The following is a 17,210-nucleotide window of genomic DNA, read 5'->3' on the forward strand; positions in this document are numbered from 1 at the left end:
CCCTTTCCAACCAACGATTTCTTTTTTTACATGACTTGTCTTTTTGCAACGACATAGGGTTTATCCTTTGATCCGATTAATTGTTGATTTGCGGTCACATGAACGTCTTTATCTAATATCACATTCTCCAAATGGACACCTGCTTCAATTTTACAACGCTGCATGATAATCGAGTTTTTTACCGTTGCACCTTCTTCTACGGTTACACCTCGAAACAATACACTGCCCTCTACCTCGCCAGCAATAATGCAACCATTTGCCAGAATTGATTTTTTGACACTCGCTTCATTACGATATTTCGTAGGTGGCTGATTCCCAACCTTCGTCCGAATAAATGGTAGTTTATAAAATAATGCTTTATAATTCTCCTCTGATAATAGATTCATATTATGCCGATAATAACTCTCGATCGAATTGATAAACACACCGTAGCCATTGTTTTTATACGTTTGAACCTTTAACGTAGCAAGATTCTCTTTAATGCCATGGACAAAAAAATGATCTTGGTGGTGTGCGATACATTGATCAACTAACGTCATTAATAAGTCTTTATTGATTATATAAACACCCGTGAAAAGGTCGTTTTCTTGCTTATCATTCGTGATAGTAGTGACCCAGCCATCTTCGTCTGCTTCAATTCGAAAAGCAGAATCATGTTCAGTATTTAACGTCTCAACATGAGTAGTAATCAGCGTGACATCTGCTTTATTAGCAAGATGACTTTTAAATGCATCTTGATAATCCGTATTTGATATAAATTGACTTCCGCTAATCAGTACATAGGAAGATTTTCCACGAGCAAAATAATCACGGTTATTATGAAAAAAACTCAAATCGCCTTTTGAAATATCAGATGGATCGTTCCAATCCGGTGGAAGAATAAACAAGCCACCATTGCGCTCATCCATCTCCCAGCTATCACCTGTTTGAAGATGATCCATTAAGGATCTATATTTATTGCGGGTAAAAATAGCCACTGACTCTACATTAGAATTCCCCATATTCGAAAGCGGAAAATCAATTAAACGATAACGACCTGCAAAAGGAATTGTGGCACCACTACGAAAATAAGTTAATTCATGAAAATAATGATGCTCGTGTTCCAGATTAATAAGGCCCATCATTGTGTTCATCTATTTTCCCCCTTAAAATTGTCTAGATAAGTTGAACTAGAGATTCCCTTCAAATCCGCTACGGCGCTCGGGGATGCCTCCCGCCCTAAGCCACGCGGCTTCACTCAGTTTAAATAGGTATTCATTTGTTCAACATCACATGTGTTGATTAACCAAAGTTGACCAGTAATTGACTGCTTACTTTTGTGATAAAACACTAGGCGCCCTATGTACAGGTGCTTTCGGATTGCTTTGGACTGAACGACTACTATACTATTATCGGGATTTCTTGCTGCGTAGGGATGCGACTTTGTCGCATTCCTACGCAGCTTTTTCGTTAATCGTATGGTAGGCGTTCGTCCGTCGCTCACCAAACATACAGGTACACGAAGTGCTAAAGCTTTTGGGAACGAGTGAATAACTACTTTGCTATCCATAGGGGAGCAGCCAAAGATGCAATTTTGGCTACTTACTCCTTCTTTAGAGCATTTCCTTTTCGAATTTAAGGCGGTATCACTTTCTACAAAGCGTCACACTGTTACTTGTATGATATTTGCTAAAATAAGCGAATAAGCTTTATTAAAAGTGGTGAGTGCCCGAAATTTCATCTTCGGGCACTTGCAACCTTTCTAGAAAGGTTGTAATTCTTTCATTTACCAAAGTAGTTGCATTTTGCACTTGAACATTGTAGGTACGCGGCGGACGGATAGTTGCAACAGGATGACTGAAAAGGGGGTGCGAGCATTTCGTCCAAAGCGAGCCGTAAATGTACAAGTGCAAATGTAGCCTTTTATGCTTTTCTTACAGGCGCTTTATGCAAGAAAATAGTTATCTAGCAAATGTGGTGTAACATATATAGTTCCGATGTCACAACACCATTTCACAGATCAGTCCACAAATCATTATACTTTTATTACATGTCCTAATAACTTAATGCTAAAATACCCTTCAGAGTATCTTGATTGATCACGAGCGGCTCTTCAGTAAGTCCAATGCTAATATGTGTGCCTTCAGGAATCTTTGTATTTTCCATTACAATTACTCGTTCTAGAATCGAGTTCTTCCCTACTTCTACGCCTGGATACAAGATGGATTGTTTAACCATGCTATCAGGGTGTATCAATACATTTTCAAATAATACAGAACTGTCAACTGTTCCACACACCCAACACCCAGAATTGATCAATGACTGCTTCACAACTGCAGTTTCCCCGATATACTCTGGGGGAATGTTCGTTTCGTTGGTGTATATTCTCCAGTTTTCATTATTTAACAAGAGACTCCAATCTTTATCCAGCAGGTCCATATTGGCTTCCCAATAGCTTTCGATTGTACCGACGTCCTTCCAATAACCTTCGAAACGATACGCATACAAGCGAAGATTATTATTAACCATCGATGGAATAATATCCTTTCCGAAATCATGACTGGATTGACTATTTTCAGCATCCTCCAACAAATAGGATCTTAATGTTGCCCATGAAAATATATAAACGCCCATAGACGCTAAATTACTTTTTGGATTTTGCGGTTTTTCATCAAATTCGTAGATGCGCATGTCATCAGTTGTATTCAAAATTCCAAACCGCGATGCTTCTTCCCAAGCCACTGGAATTGCGGAAATGGTGACATCAGCGCCCGTTTGTTTATGTTCTTCCAACATTGCTGCGTAATCCATTTGATAAATATGATCACCCGAAATGACAAGGACAAATTCTGGGTCATGCCGGTCGATAAAATGAATGTTTTGATAGATTGCATCAGCCGTACCAGAATACCAGTCTCCTCCGTCTTTCGCGGTATAAGGGGAAAGTATCGTCACACCAGTGTTTTGCCGATTCAAGTTCCACGGTTTTCCATTTCCAATATGTTTATTTAATTCAAGTGGTGAATATTGAGTCATCACGCCCAATGTCTGAAGTCCTGAGTTGGCACAATTACTTAACGTGAAGTCAATAATTCGATACTTCCCTCCGAAGTGCACTGCTGGTTTCGCTAAGTTGTTCGTTAATTTGCCTAAACGTTTCCCTTCTCCACCAGCCAACAACATGCCTACACAATTTTTCATTAATTAGCCTCCTCAATAAATTCAGGTACTTTTTTGCACTTAAAAATTGTGATAGCTAAAGGTGGTACCTTTATTTTTATATGCTGAAATAATCTGTGCCATTCTTGTGGAATACTAAAATGGTCAGCATCGTTTACCTGTCCAGATCCCCCGAATTGACAAGCATCTGAATTAAAAAATTCTTGATAAGTCCCAGGAGTTGGCACACCAATTTTATAGTCAAAAAGGACATCCGGTGTGAAATTGCAGACAACGATTAGTTCCTCCCCTGGGCTTGTACTACGTCTACGAAAAGCAATCACACTTTGATCGATATTATGAGGATCAATCCACTCAAAGCCTTCAGAATCATGGTCTAATTCATAAAGTTCAGGATATTCAAGATAGAAATGGTTGAGCGCTTTCACATAGTTAAAAATTGCTTTATGAAGCGGATAATCTAAAAGTTGCCAATCCAATTGTTCTTGATCCTTCCATTCAGCATACTGTGCTAGCTCACCTCCCATAAATAATAACTTTTTACCAGGGTGCGCCATCATATAGCCATAAAGCAATCTCAGGTTTGCAAACTGCCGCCACTGATCACCAGGCATTTTATCGAGCAATGATTTTTTACCATGAACGACTTCATCGTGTGACAGCGGTAGTAGAAAGTTTTCTGTATGTGTATACATAAATGGGAAAGTTAGTAGATTGTGATGCCATTTTCGGTAAACTGGATCTGCTTCCATATAGGTAAGCGTGTCGTTCATCCAGCCCATATTCCATTTGAAATTAAAACCAAGCCCTCCTACATGTGTAGGTGCCGTAACAAGTGGTAAATCTGAACTGTCTTCAGCCATCATCATTGCCCCAGGCTCATATGAAAAAATAACTTCATTTAATTTGCGGATAAAGGCATATGCTTCAAGATTTTCATCTCCACCGTATGAATTGTAGATTTTATCCTTGTCTTCCGATTTATCAAAGTTAAGATAGAGCATACTAGCTACTGCATCTACACGAATTCCATCGATATGATATTCTTCCAACCAAAAAAGTGCATTAGAGATTAAAAAGCTTTGTACTTCAGGTCGTCCAAAGTCGAAGGTTAATGTTCCCCACAACTTTTTTTCAGCTTTACGAGGATCGGCATATTCATATAATGCCTCCCCATCAAATTGACGAAGTGCAAAATCATCCTTACAAAAGTGACCAGGAACCCAATCCATAATTACACCGATATTCTGTTGATGGCACTGATCAACAAAGTATTTAAATTCATCACGTGGACCATAACGAGACGTGACAGAAAAATAACCAGTTATTTGATAACCCCACGACAGATCAAATGGATGCTCCGCAAGTGGGAGTAATTCAATATGTGTATAACCTAGCGATTTTACATAAGGAACCAATTGATCAGCAAGTTCGCGATATGAATAAAATTCACCGTCTACGTTTGTTTTCCAAGAGCCTAGATGAACTTCATAAATCGATACGGGTGATGAATAAACATCAAACGTTTTCTTTTCTTCTTGCCAATCATCATCACTCCACTCATATCCGGATAGAATCGGGGTTAAAGATGCCGTTTTAGGTCGAAGCTCAGATTGAAGAGCATATGGATCTGCTTTCAGTAGCACTTGACCATTCTCCGATTCAATTTCATATTTATAAGGGATGTTTTCGGGAATGTCCGTATAAAAACCAATCCATAACCCTTCGTTCGTGATTCTCTTTAATGGGTGTAAATTGCCTTTCCATTGATTAAAGTCACCGACTACATGAATTTCTTTAGCGTTAGGTGCCCACACTACAAATCGATAGCCTTGAGTACCTTCCCATTCAATCGTATGGCAACCTAATAATTGGTGACTATGATAATTAGTACCTTGGTGAAATAAAAATAGGTCCTGTTCTGAAATATTGTAATACATCGTGCTGACTCCTTTCTTGAGCCAATTAAGATTATATTCAGGATGGTATATGAATATGACTAGTTCTTCTTTGTCATGGATCTTTTATCATTCACTTCTTTGTAATAGCTCGATAAAAAAAGAAACAACTTTCACGATCTAATGCAGCTACAGTCGTAATGTAGAACCCTTATTAGTAAGGGTTGCACCAATTTTAATATTAGCAGATAATTATGTAAATGAATGTTAAATCGTTCTACAAATTTCTTTTATTGGTAAATTTAATGTAAATTAATGTCGAATGAATGACTTAACTCTGACTCCACATCCATATAGAAATCAATTGCATTACTTAGTTTTAGAATAATGTGACAACTATTTTTTAGGGAAATATATTAATTCCTGGTTAAAATTCAAGTAAGTTTCTTAAAATAGGGGTAGAACATATACTAGGAATAAGCAAGTATGAATGGCAAAAGCGGAGGTAGGTTTTAGGTATTGGCAATAGAGAACTCGGCGTCCATACGTCTTGTATGTTAGATTCAAACAAGAAAAGGGGTTGCTTTTGTGGAAACTCATGTAGCTTGGATCGATGATGTTCACGTGTTAACCGTTATCGTGAACGATATATCTATATTGCTGCACACGGAAGAACCTCCCGTCATTTATTGGGCAGCAAAAGAGAAGTATTTTTCGACAAAGGTTGAAAAAGTAAACGCCGATTCCACCGTAAGGATTATTCTTTTAGAAGAACTGCCAATCGGAGAAAGTCTTGTGCTCTTATGGGGCACAGCGAAGGTCCCTGTTTACCCTAGAGCAATCGTCCGAACGGATTGGTTTGATCAGCACTATGCTGATTTGACTACTAAATTAGGGACTGACTATGAACACTCCGCAACCACATTCTCTATTTGGGCTCCGACGGCTACTTCTGTAAAGTTAAATTTAGATAATCGTGATTTTTTATTAAATCGACAAAAAAGTGGTCTATGGCAACTAAAAATGGATGGTGATTGGCATGGTTTTGCTTATGATTATAAGGTTATCGTCAATGGACAAACGACACGTTTGAATGACCCATACGCGAAAGCTATGCTTGCTAACAGTGAAAAAAGCGTGATTATAGACCCTGCTAGAACTGACCCACCTAACTTTAACAAACGAAACAGGCCAAAACTTCAGAATTTACAAGATGCAATTATCTATGAATTACATGTAAGAGACGCGACCAATCAAGAAGAAAGCGGTGTCGTGAATCGAGGTAAATATTTAGGTTTGACAGAAACAGCTACAACGACAAAAAATGGTTTTTCAACAGCGCTCACTTATATGAAAGAATTAGGTTGCACGCATGTTCAACTTTTACCAATTAATGATTTTGCACGCGTAGATGAGACTAGTCCGAACGATGACTATAATTGGGGGTACGATCCATTATACTTTCAAGTACCAGAAGGCAGTTATTCCCTGACACCTAATGACCCCGTGGCAAGAATCATTGAATGTAAAAAGATGATTAAAGCGTTTCATCAGGAAGAAATCGCGGTCATCCTTGATGTCGTTTATAATCATGTTTTTATCATGGAAGAATCACCATTTGAAAAACTTGTTCCAGGCTATTACTTCCGTTATCACAGTGATGGAAGCCTTAGCAACGGAACTGGGGTAGGTAATGATTTTGCAACAGAGCGAGCAATGGCCCGGAAATTCATTTTAGATACGATTGATTTTTGGCTGAATGACTATCATGTAGATGGATTCCGGTTCGATTTAATGGGGGCCATCGATATCGAGACAATGAACCAAATTCATGAGCGCTGTAAAGAAGAATCAGTGCCAATTATGCTTTTAGGAGAAGGTTGGGATCTTCCAACAGCATTAGCTTCCGAAAAGAAAGCTACTTCCATGCACTCCAATCAATTAACAGGTCTTAAATTTTTCAATGACTACTTCCGCGATTCACTCAAAGGTCAGTTATTTAACAAACACGATACTGGTTATGTAAATGGTCAAGGTCGTTTCATCGAAAGGCTGCCCCACCTCGTATCTGGAACCACTTTAGAAGAATTTGGTGCACCATTTGTGTCCGAGGTGAACCAAACAATTAACTACGTCGAATGTCACGATAACTACACACTATGGGATCGGCTTCTACTTAGCAATGATCAAGACAGCGATTTGACGCGTAAGAAAATGCATCAACTTGCTTCCGGTATCACGTTATTAAGCCAAGGGATTCCGTTTATCCATGCTGGTCAAGAATGGTTTAGAACTAAACAGGGCGATGAGAATAGCTATATTTCCAGTGATTGGATCAATCAATTAGATTGGCGGAAAAGAGAAGTAGAAAATGACTATGTTGAATTTATTAAAACGCTGATTGCGCTTCGAAAAAAATATGATGTATTTCGCCTTACTTCTAACCAAGATATTAGGAGAAGATTATATATATTAGACACGCCCGCTCCTGTTTTTGGCTTCACATTACTTGGAGATAACGAAGATTTTGCAATCTATATTAATCCAACAAAAAAATCCTATGAGTTGCGCTTACCTTCATCGGCAATATGGAGAGTGATGGCGAATAATAATTTTGATAAGAATACGGCGCAACAAGAAGTAAAAGGTGAATTTACTTCTGTTGATGCATACGAGTTAGTTGTCTTGAAGAAATCACGGGAGATCGAATAAGCAAAAAGGGATAGGTAAACTCCGTTTTCACTTGATCATTTCCGTCCGCTTTCGGCGAACTATTCATGACAGATTTTCTGAGGGGACCCCGTATGGCTAGAAGATACTTTGTCACTTCTAGCCATACTCTTTTCAGTAATACTGTTACGAATAGTTGCCTGTCGCGTAGCTGCACTGTTTGAGTGAAAAATGCGGTTGCTTTGGAAGTAATGAATAGATGACATTCTATACAGATAGTAAGTGCCCGAAGATGCAATTTCGGGCACTCTTGCACGTTTTACAATGCGTTCCTTTCTTACTTTTAGCAAAGAGTATGCATCTAATCATGTGATGCCTTATAGAAAGTGACACTTCTTTAAATTAAAAAAGAAAACACCTTACAGAAATTTACAGCCGCCAAAATTGCATCTTTGGCGGCTTTTATCCAGGTAAGAAGCTAGCTATTCTTTAGTTCCCAAAACCCTTAGCACTTCGTGTACCTATGCCTTTGGAGAGCGACGGATGAAGGACCACCATAAGATTACCGAAACAAATATGTAGCGACAAGTAGGTGATCATGTTATTTACGGGTTGTTTTTGGTTAATCAACACGTGTTACAGTACATCACTAAAATATTTCACACTCCTCTTCACTTCCCCAATCGTTCGTTCTGGCCAATTCGTTTCGATGAAAATCTCCATCAGCTTTTCATGTCGACCTCCATGTTGTTCCGACCATTCAAGCGCAACGACCCCTTCATAGAGTAAAGCCATAGTACGCATTAATCCCTTTGCTTCGATTGCTTGATTGTCAGGGTTCAAACTTGCAAATATCGTGAGGTCTTTTGCTAGTGTCTCCACTGCATTGGATATCCGTAGTTTCCATAAGCTTTCGGGAACAGCGTCTAGTCTTTCTGTCATTTCGTCAATGAATAACAAGTGTGCACTGAATTTATTGACGAGCCTGAGGAGCTCCAATCCTAAAATATTCGCGGTCCCCTCCCAAACCGTTAATACTTGTGCATCGCGAAGTAACCGCGGTGTGACGAAGTCTTCTATATAGCCATTTCCACCATGCATTTCAATTGCTTCATGAGCGAAATAGATTGCCTGTTCTGCGGTTTCTTTTTTTACGAGCGCAATCTTCAGGCGGTTCAATGCAGTTTCTTCGTCAGATGCATTCCCAGAAGTTACTTTATCAAAGAGCTTAACCAGATCGAATGTTGTTGCCAGTTCGACTTCGAGCTTCGATTTCATGGTCGCTAAACTTTCCTGGATCATCGGAAAGTCAGTCAACTTTTTGCCAAATGCATTGCGTCTTTCTGCATACATCAAGGCCTCGTTGAACGCACGGCGCATGATGCCAAGTGACGCGACGGCATTACAAATTCGTGATAAATTTAACGCTTCCATCATATAATAGAAGCCCTTTTCCGGATCACCCACGACATAAGCTAGAGCACCATCAAAATCCACTTCGCCAGATGGTACTGCCCGCACGCCAAGCTTATCTTTCAATCTCCGAATCTTAATACCATTTAGTGAACCGTCGTCTTTTCTCCAAGGCACCGCAAATAAACTTAGTCCGCGCGAGCCTTCTGCTGAACCTTCCATTCTAGCAAGAACCATAGCGACGCCTGCCATTCCAGCATTGGATGCAAAATACTTTTCTCCGAATAAACGATAGTTTTCACCGTCTTCCACTGCCTTCACGACATTAGCACCTACGTCTGAACCTCCTTGTCGCTCCGTTAAAAATGTCGCACCTTCAAATAACTCGGTATCACCCGTTGCACAAACATGCGACAGGAACTTCTCCTTCACTTCTTCATTAGCATAATGATCTAGCAAATAAGCTGTGGCTTGCGTCAACGTCACAGGACAATGGAATCCCGGTTCTGCTTGTGATAATAAGTAGCCTTGCGCAAAACTGTAGAGGTAGTTTCCTTTATGGCCGAGTTCCGGGATATCTTTATGAACATAGCCCACAATCCCTGTCCGATACGTTTCTTCCACTGTCTTTTTATAGCCTTCATTGACCCAGACATGTGAACGATCATCTCCGTACTTGTCATAGATTTCAAGACGGGGTTGCCCTTCACGGTCAGTATGTTTGGCACGTTCATCGATTTCATTGGCAACTAGTGAACCAAATTTCGTTAATTCTGAATGGGCATAATCGTAAAATTTAGGAGACAAGGATTCTTTTAATAGTGTTTGTAATGTCTCATCGTGCTCAAAGAAATTCAATGGTGTTTCAATTTCCGACCTTTGCTGTAAGACCATTTACTTCGCCTTCTCTCAATGGTTGTTTTAATATCTTGCCGGATGCATTACGCGGTAGAGCCTCAACTTGTTCATACAAACGCGGTACTTTATACTGCGCAAGCTGTTCTTGCGCAAATTGTTTAACCTCTTCTAGATTAAGCACTTCACTTGCCGCAAAATAAGCCTTAACCGTTTCGCCCCATTCCGGATGCGGCACGCCAACTACTGCCACTTCATTAATTGCCGAATGTGTAATTAGTACTTCTTCAACTTCTTTCGGATAAATATTGACTCCACCGGAAATGATCAGATCTTTTTTCCGGTCGACAACCCAAATGTAACCGTCTTCATCTATTTTCGCCAAGTCACCTGTTTTCAACCAGTCCCCTATAAATGTTTCAGCAGTTGCTTCTATATTGTTATAGTAGCCAAGCATATTTCCTTCCCCGCGTAAAAGAATTTCCCCCACTTCGCCTTGTTGCACGTCTTCCCCGTTCGGATTAACAATCCTAAACTCTGCGTGAAGCGCCGCCCGTTTTCCAATACTGCCTGCTTTCGTTTTATGTTCACTTGCGCTCAATAACGTACCATTCGGACCCGCTTCTGTCAGTCCATAGACACAGATGAAGTTATCCGATTTGAACTTTTCCTGCACAAATTCAACTTCCGGTTGCGATAAAGGCGCGCTGCCGTAAATCCACCATTTCATTGAAGACAAATCAGCTGTTTCCATCTTCGGATTCTTCGCTGTCAATAAATAAACGACAGGTGCCCCGAAGAAGTGCGTCGTTTTTTCTTGCTCAACGGTATCAATTAAAAGATCAGGTGTGAATGTTGGTGTTAAGACGCTAGTCGCACCAACTATTAGCCCCGCCATGAAAAACAGATGGAGCGGTGCAGAATGACTAAGCGGCATCATGATGAGCAAGCGGCTCTCCGGTTTAATTTCCATCTCAACACAAATCATTTGCGCAACTGTTAGGATGTTTTTATAACTGAATAATACGCCTTTCGGTTTACCTGTTGTGCCGGAAGTATATAAAATGGTCGATTCACTGGAATCTGGTAAATTGCACTCGATTGAGGAATCATTGTCATTGAATACTGTTTCAAAACTGATCCACTTATCGTCTAGGGGAGCTCCTGTTTTGATTAACACTAAATTGCTATCCAGGTTTTTCACTGATTCAAACAGCAAGTCATGTGCGATGAAGGCTTTTGCATCAGAATTCTCAAGTACATATTCGACTTCTGACAGCGTCATCTTGGCATTTATCGGGACAATGATTGCCCCAAGCCGCTGAACTGCAAAATAGGCGATAACAAATTCCGGAACGTTTGGCATATATAGAACAGCTTTATCTCCTCGCCCAATTCCAAGAAGCTTGAGGCCGTGCGCAAAACGATTCACAAGCTGATCAAGTTCCTTATACGTATAGCGTTTCCCCATTCCAATAACCGCTTCAGTCATAGGATATTTCCTTGCATTACGTTCCAACAATTGTGAACTGTTCATTTCCTTAATCCCCCTTTAAATTGGTTAGTTTTTCGGCGAATTGCATAAGCAGCTGTTCCATTTCCATCTTCATTTCCGTGAGCTCCTGAATTTTGTCTTCCACTTGTCCGATTTTTTCATTGCCAAAATCGATTGTCCGCTCCAATTGTTTTATCCCAGTCCGATCTTTGTCAAAAAGTAAAATCATCTCCTTTATTTCATCCAGCGTGAATCCGTACCTTTTTCCGCGCAAAATCAGTCGCAGCTTTACGACCTCTACTTTCGTGTAAATCCTTCTATTTCCCGCAGTCCTGTCGGGTTTCAACAAACCAAGTTCCTCATAGTACCGGATTGTACGGGTTGACACATCATATGCCTGGGCAACTTCAGTAATATCCTTCACTTTAGCTCCCCCTTTGAAGTGTTGGAATTTTCAACTATATGAGTAGTTTAACATTGACGTTAACGTTAATGGCAAGTGGGGGTAAGGAAATTTATTAATAGTGTTAGCTGGTGGATAAGATCGGGTGGTGAGGGGATATGATCGAATGCCTGGTTATATGATCGGGTGGCACACGGATATGATCGGGTGCCGGGGGATAGGATCGGGACGCACTCGGATATGATCGATTACCGGGTTATATGATCGGGTGTCACACGGATATGCTCGGTTGACTGGTGATATGATCGGGTCGCATGCGGATATGATCGATTACCTGATCATATAATCGGGACGCACTCGGATATGATCGGTTGCCTGGTTTTATGATCGGGGCGCACGCGGATATGATCGATTACCGGGTTATATGATTGGGACGCACGCGGATATGATCGATTACCGGGTTATATGATTGGGACGCACTCGGATATGATCGATTACCGGGTTATATGATCGGGTCGCTCGCCGATATGATCGGATATCAGGTTATATGATCGGGACGCACTCGGATATGCTCGGTTGGCGGGTTATATAATCGCGTCGCACTCCGATATGATCGGTTGCCGGGTTATATAATCGCTCACCCCTTTTTCCAATAAAAAAAGGCTACCCGTTAAAGGATAGCCCCATCTCAAACACCCACACGCACTTCTTGCTTAAACCGCTGAACTGCCTTCGCCGAATCAACTGAATGACCCATTTCATTCAACGTGTCACCAATTAATTCAATCGCTTGTTCCAACATTTCCTCTGTTGTGTTCCCCATATGCCCAATTCGGAACGCTTTTCCTGCTAAATGAGCAAGTGATCCTGCTACAATCACACCTTTTTTACCAAGCGTTGCGCGGAATTCCGAGTCGCCGACACCCTCAGGATAGAGGATACAGCTCAATGTTGATGCTGCTACATTTTCATCGGCAATTGCTTTCATGCCATATTCAGAAAGCGCGGCTCGCACCGCTTTGCCGAATGCCGTATGGCGAATAATTCTTGTCGACAAGCCTTCTGCGTGAACGAGTCTCATTCCTTCATTATAGGCATAAATCAAGTTCACTGGCGGTGTTGCAAAATATTTTGAAGGGTCGTTCATGACAGGAATCCAATTGTAGATATCGCAATAATAAGCCGGAACGCGTTCAATCTTCTCCCTAGCAGCCAAAGCGGTTTTATTAAAGGCGACAATCGCTAATCCCGGTGGAACGCCAATTGCTTTTTGAGAGCCAGTCAAAATAACATCAATTTTATAGTCCGGATGGCCGTATGTTTTACTCATATCTTCTTCCATCGCTGCCGTTGCACAAACACCATCTAAAATGACAAGTGCACCATGTTTTTTCACGATTGGTACAAGTGCTTCGAGATCAGCTGCAACACCAGTCGATGTGTCTGCATGCGTGATTGTTACTGCTTTATAATGCCCTTGAACAAGTTTCGTTTCCACTTCTTCAGGCGTAACTTGTTTGCCCCATTCCGATTGAAGCACATCCACCTCAATGCCAAAAGCTTGCCCTAATTTTATGAACCGGTCACCGAAATAACCTTGGCTGACCACTAATATCTTTTCTCCAGCCGCGACTGTGTTAACAAGCGCCATTTCCATTGCAATCGTTCCTGATCCGGCAACGACAAAAACTTCCCCATCTGTTTGCAACATTTCACGTGTCTGTTCAATCGCATTTTTGTAAATTGCAACAAATCTCGGATCAGTATGCCCTCTTGTTTCACTCGCCATCGCATCATAAATGGAATCGACAACAGGCGTCGGTCCAGGTATCAGTAACATTTCTTCGTTTCTCATTCTATTTCCCCCCCACTTATTTTCAAAATACAATTACTAGCTCTAGTACTACTTCCATACTTGTTGAGTAAACCCTCTTATATTGAATCAAGGCAAGTAAAAACGGCTTTATTCCACTTGTAGGAATAGAGCCGTTGCTATGTCATTCTTCATTCGAACCAATACACCGCTCGCACTCAAACAATGGGGATTCAATCTGCTCTACAATTTCACATCCACATTCACGACAAATTTTTCTCGGCAATTCTTTCCTATTGTTGTTTGTTTGCATATAAATCTCCTCCACTCTCATATTTTTTACCTCCATTTGTAAATCAATTTAATTTTTCATACCCCGGCAGTGTCAAAAATTCAACGAAGTCATCTTGCACGATTAATGCTGAAAACAGTTCTGCAGCTGCTTCATATTTATCAGTAGTGAACGCAGTGTCACCAACAGTCTGTTTGATTAATTCCAGTTCCTCTTGCAATACTTTTGCAACCAATTTCTCTGTAATATCCGGCCCATCGCTAAGTTTCCCTTGCGGATGACGAATCCATTGCCATACTTGTGATCTTGAAATTTCAGCTGTCGCCGCATCTTCCATCAAATTATTAATAGGAGCTGCCCCGTTCCCTCTGAGCCAAGAAGCAATATATTGAATGCCTACACTGCAATTCTTTCGCAAACCTTGTTCCGTAATCGTTCCTTTTGGGACTTCCAACAGGTCATCAGCGGTAACTTTGACATCTTCTCGTTTACGACCAATCTGATTCGGTGTCGGCATATGCTCGTTGAACTGCTCCATCGCAACCGCGACAAGTCCTGGGTGCGCTACCCACGTTCCATCATGTCCATCCGTCGCTTCACGGCGTTTATCGTCACTTACTTTGCCAAATGCTGCTGTGTTTGCTTCTGGGTCATTTTTAATTGGAATTTGTGCAGCCATCCCACCGACTGCCGGTGCATTGCGCTTATGACAGGTTTGAATACAAAGCAATGTATAAGCCCGCATGAATGGCGATGTCATCGTTACTTGCCCACGATCAGGCAAGATAACGTCCGGTTGATTGCGCAGCCGTTTAATATAGCTGAAAATATAATCCCAGCGTCCACAATTGAGACCTGCTGAATGGTCCCGAAGTTCATATAGAATTTCGTCCATTTCAAATGCCGCCGCAATCGTTTCGATTAACACCGTTGCCCGAATTGTACCGGTTGGAATTCCAAGTTGCTGCTGCGCAAAGACAAACACATCGTTCCACAATCTTGCTTCCAAATGACTTTCAAGCTTAGGTAGGTAGAAGTATGGCCCAGATCCGCGAGCGATTAATTCCTTGGCATTATGGAAAAAGTACAATCCGAAGTCAAAGAAACTTCCTGCAATCGACTCTCCATCAATTACGACATTCTTTTCCAGCAGATGCAATCCGCGCGGCCGTATCATGAGCACCGCGGGTTCATCGTTCAACTTGTATGTCTTTCCAGTGGAATGCTGTTCAAACTCAATCGTCCGCCGAACGGCATCTTTCATATTGAGCTGTCCTTCCAACATGTTTGCCCATGTGGGAGATGTTGCATCTTCAAAACAAGCCATGAATGTTTTTGCACCTGAATTCAATGCATTGATGACCATCTTCCGACCGACAGGACCTGTAATTTCCACTCGTCTGTCCTGTAGATCATGCGGGAGGGGAGCAATTGTCCAATCCCCATCCCGTATATGTTGTGTTTCAGCTAAGAAATTCAGTTTTATTCCACTGTCGATGCTACTTTGACGCTGTTGCCGGTTAGCCAAAAGCTCTCTCCGTCTTTCGTCAAAGTTATCATGAAGAGATTGTAGGAATGCAAGTGCTTCCGGCGTTAAAATCTCTTCACTTTCAGCAGTCAGTTCGCCTAAAACTTTTATAGTATGAGATGTCACTTGATTCGTAGACAGATTGATCACCCTCCCCGATTGTTGTTGGTGCCCAATTACCGATACCATTCATGCCCTTCGAATTGTGGCAGCAACTGGAACCGAAAGATCAAACAAATTGCGCGGTTTCCGTCGAGCCCTTCATCGCGGTCGTAGAAGATGTTCCGCCAGAAATGATTTGTGACACTTCGTCGAAGTAACCTGTTCCAACTTCACGTTGGTGTCTAGTCGCTGTGTACCCTTTGTCTTCATTAGCAAATTCAGCCTGTTGCAGTTTTGAATAGGCCGCCATTCCATTGTCTTTATAGTCATGTGCAAGGTTAAACATGCTGTGGTTCAATGAATGGAAGCCCGCAAGTGTAACGAACTGGAATTTGTAGCCCATTTTACCGAGTTCCACTTGGTATTTCGCGATTGTCGCTTCATCCAAATTTGCTTCCCAGTTGAATGAAGGCGAGCAGTTGTAAGCAAGCATTTTCCCTGGGAATTTTGCATGGATTGCATCTGCAAACTGTTGTGCCTCTTCCAGAGATGGATGCGATGTTTCACACCAGACAAGATCTGCATAAGGTGCATAAGCCAATCCGCGTGCAATCGCTTGATCGATACCAGGTTTCGTCCGGTAGAATCCTTCAGGCGTACGTTCTCCAGTAAGAAATTCAGCGTCTACTGGATCAATATCACTTGTGACCATATCTGCTGCATCTGCATCTGTCCGTGAAATAAGAACAGTTGGTACGCCGAGAACGTCAGCCGCAAGTCTTGCAGCAACTAAGTTACGGATTGCATTTTGTGTAGGTAGCAATACTTTACCACCCAAGTGTCCACATTTTTTTTCGGATGCAAGTTGGTCTTCAAGGTGAACGCCTGCTGCTCCAGCTTCTATCATGCCTTTCATTAATTCGAATACGTTAAGTGGTCCTCCGAAACCTGCTTCAGCGTCTGCAATAATTGGAGCGAACCAGTCAAAACCGTCTACGCGTCCTTCTGAGTGGTCGATTTGGTCAGCCCGTTGAAGTGCTTGGTTGATACGTTTGACGACAGAAGGAACACTATTTGCCGGATATAAACTTTGGTCCGGATACATTTGACCCGAAAGGTTTGCATCTGCCGCCACTTGCCACCCACTTAGATAGATTGCTTGAAGTCCAGCTTTTACTTGTTGAACAGCTTGATTTCCTGTTAGAGCACCAAGAGCATTGATGAAATCTTCTTCGTGCAATGAACTCCATAAGCGAGTTGCACCTTTTGTTGCCAGTGTTTGTTCGATTAAAACAGATCCACGTAGTTTCACAACATCTTCAGCAGTGTAAGGACGTTCAATTCCTTTCCATCTGCTATCCTCCGCCCAGCTTTTCTCCAATTGTTCAATCTGCTCTTGTCTAGTCATATCTACAGTCACACCTTCCAGTTTTTTATGTTCAGCCCGTTATGAAATTAATTCTTTTGTACTGTTTCATAACAGTTGAAGTTGTTATACAGTAATATATAACAGAAGATACAAAGTTGTCTGTACTTTCCGACGAAAGGGCATTATTTTAGGATGAACTCGATTTTACGATGA

Annotated in this window: 11 protein-coding genes; 1 reads left to right on the plus strand and 10 read right to left on the minus strand. The window is 41.4% G+C overall.

Annotation, left to right across the window (positions count from 1 at the left end):
- Positions 1-26 precede the first annotated feature (26 nt).
- From glgD to glgB, 3 genes are all read right to left on the minus strand, one after another.
- On the minus strand, positions 27-1,133 hold the full coding sequence (glgD, locus tag ACP8HG_RS12480) for a glucose-1-phosphate adenylyltransferase subunit GlgD (protein ID WP_187045661.1): 1,107 nt from the start codon (positions 1,131-1,133) through the stop codon (positions 27-29).
- Positions 1,134-2,034: 901 nt separating this feature from the next.
- Entirely contained in the window at positions 2,035-3,180 is a 1,146-nt protein-coding gene (locus tag ACP8HG_RS12485; RefSeq protein ID WP_438296513.1) for a glucose-1-phosphate adenylyltransferase, read from the minus strand.
- Positions 3,180-5,099 carry a 1,4-alpha-glucan branching protein GlgB gene (gene glgB, locus ACP8HG_RS12490; RefSeq protein ID WP_438296515.1) on the minus strand — a complete coding sequence of 640 codons (1,920 nt, stop codon included), beginning with the start codon at positions 5,097-5,099 and terminating at the stop codon, positions 3,180-3,182. The genes ACP8HG_RS12485 and glgB overlap by 1 nt, the downstream gene beginning before the upstream one ends.
- A 546-nt stretch (positions 5,100-5,645) precedes the next feature.
- Here glgB and pulA point away from each other — a divergent pair.
- Entirely contained in the window at positions 5,646-7,769 is a 2,124-nt protein-coding gene (pulA, locus tag ACP8HG_RS12495) for a type I pullulanase (protein WP_438296517.1), read from the plus strand.
- Between the two features lie 594 nt (positions 7,770-8,363).
- Here pulA and ACP8HG_RS12500 read toward each other — a convergent pair.
- The 7 genes from ACP8HG_RS12500 to aceA form a co-directional block, all read right to left on the minus strand.
- Positions 8,364-10,034, minus strand: coding sequence for an acyl-CoA dehydrogenase family protein (locus tag ACP8HG_RS12500; protein WP_438296519.1), 1,671 nt, complete (start codon positions 10,032-10,034; stop codon positions 8,364-8,366).
- Positions 10,006-11,532 carry a class I adenylate-forming enzyme family protein gene (locus tag ACP8HG_RS12505; RefSeq protein ID WP_438296521.1) on the minus strand — a complete coding sequence of 509 codons (1,527 nt, stop codon included), beginning with the start codon at positions 11,530-11,532 and terminating at the stop codon, positions 10,006-10,008. Before ACP8HG_RS12505 ends, ACP8HG_RS12500 begins: the two co-directional genes overlap by 29 nt.
- A gap of 4 nt (positions 11,533-11,536) precedes the next feature.
- Entirely contained in the window at positions 11,537-11,914 is a 378-nt protein-coding gene (locus ACP8HG_RS12510; RefSeq protein WP_438296523.1) for a MerR family transcriptional regulator, read from the minus strand.
- 667 nt (positions 11,915-12,581) lie between these two features.
- Positions 12,582-13,748 carry a pyridoxal-phosphate-dependent aminotransferase family protein gene (locus ACP8HG_RS12515; RefSeq protein ID WP_438296525.1) on the minus strand — a complete coding sequence of 389 codons (1,167 nt, stop codon included), beginning with the start codon at positions 13,746-13,748 and terminating at the stop codon, positions 12,582-12,584.
- Between the two features lie 142 nt (positions 13,749-13,890).
- Positions 13,891-14,055: a protein YhfH gene (yhfH, locus tag ACP8HG_RS12520; protein WP_399628794.1), complete on the minus strand. Its 165-nt coding sequence runs from the start codon at positions 14,053-14,055 to the stop codon at positions 13,891-13,893.
- Between the two features lie 7 nt (positions 14,056-14,062).
- On the minus strand, positions 14,063-15,715 hold the full coding sequence (gene aceB, locus ACP8HG_RS12525) for a malate synthase A (RefSeq protein ID WP_438296527.1): 1,653 nt from the start codon (positions 15,713-15,715) through the stop codon (positions 14,063-14,065).
- A 40-nt stretch (positions 15,716-15,755) separates the two neighbouring features.
- Positions 15,756-17,036, minus strand: coding sequence for an isocitrate lyase (gene aceA, locus ACP8HG_RS12530; RefSeq protein ID WP_438296529.1), 1,281 nt, complete (start codon positions 17,034-17,036; stop codon positions 15,756-15,758).
- Between the last annotated feature and the right edge of the window lie 174 nt (positions 17,037-17,210).

Source organism: Sporosarcina sp. FA15, from assembly GCF_051550195.1.
GTDB classification, from domain to species: domain Bacteria; phylum Bacillota; class Bacilli; order Bacillales_A; family Planococcaceae; genus Sporosarcina; species Sporosarcina psychrophila.